At 60.3% G+C, this 1,190-nt stretch carries 1 protein-coding gene; it reads left to right on the top strand.

What is annotated here, in order from left to right; all coding sequences use genetic code 11:
- Window positions 1–736: hypothetical protein (locus DT23_RS19775; RefSeq protein WP_038133509.1), on the top strand; the 736-nt coding region annotated here is incomplete at its 5' end.
- Window positions 737–1,190 lie beyond the last annotated feature (454 nt).

Genomic DNA, 1,190 nt, shown 5'->3' with positions numbered 1-1,190 from the left:
GCGGGTCTCTGAGGCGCTGGCCCATGACGGCTTTCCCGAACTGCGCGATATCTGGTATGATCGCGAGGGCGGCAAGCCGTGTTTTCACTTGCAAAGCAGTGTCTTCCAGACCGCCGAGTTTCTGGTGATCGCCAATTTCTACTACCAGATCAAGACCAAGCGCGGCGGTGATGGCACATGGCTCGCGCCCAAGAATATACACAAGATCATCCATTGGGCGGGCAGCTTCAAGATGCTGCTGGGGCAGGGGCAGGCGGACTACCTTGTGACCCTGCGCCACCCGCTGCCCGCCGCGACCTCGATTGCCGAAAAAAGCGGAGGTCTGCCCGAGGATCTGTGCTTTCCCGCCACCCATCCGCGCAGCGCGATCGAACGTTGGGTGCTCAACGATCTGATGATTCTGGGCAGGCCCGAGGCCGCGATCGCCGCACTCAGTTGTTTCGAGGCCGTGCAGATCAGCTGGCGCCTGTTTCACGGGCGCATGGCCAGTTCGGGGCTGTTCTTGGGCAATCGCGACGAGATCACCCTGCTACCCTATGGCCGCGATGCGCTTGAAGGCGCGATCCGCAGCTATCGCGCCCGCCGTGACAAGCCCGCGCCTCCCGAACCGCTGTTGATCCACGACAAGGCCGAGGCCTTCCCCGACTGGCACGCCCCGACCAATGCAGCCGTCGCGCAGATGTCAGGCTACTGGCGCTCGCTGGAGCTGAATTTTCCCGAGCTGACGCTGGAGTGAATGAAGCGCTGTAGGGCGGCTATTTGGCAGCCCCCAAAGTCTCGCCGATTGTGACTTTGAGAATCGTGAATTTCGCAGTCGCAGTGAAAGTCCGCAATGTCGGGCTGCACCGCAGCGGCCAGAAAAAGCGAACAGCGGCTGTGGGTCGTTCTTACCGCAGCATGCCTCGTAGGGAGGAGACTTTGCAAAGGATGCTATCTGTGCATTGCTGACCTTGGTGCGCAGCACAGCATGTGGGTTTCGGTCTGCTAGGGCTTGAATGGACGCTTTTGCCTGTCTGGCAGAGAACTCTTCGCAGATGCAGCTAACGGCAACTCCCCCGCCATACTGATTTTCTCGGCCTGTTCACTCGGCACAAGGAATGTCTCGAGTGAGCTGCGTCCAATCCAGACGCATACGTCAGTCGGAGGAGGCTGGACGAAACCCGATCGTAAACGGTGCGCCGTTCACACCG

The organism is Thioclava indica (assembly GCF_000714545.1).
Taxonomy (GTDB): domain Bacteria; phylum Pseudomonadota; class Alphaproteobacteria; order Rhodobacterales; family Rhodobacteraceae; genus Thioclava; species Thioclava indica.
The sequence above is the reverse complement of the archived record's forward strand: the minus strand, read 5'-3'. Positions and strand labels throughout refer to the sequence as shown.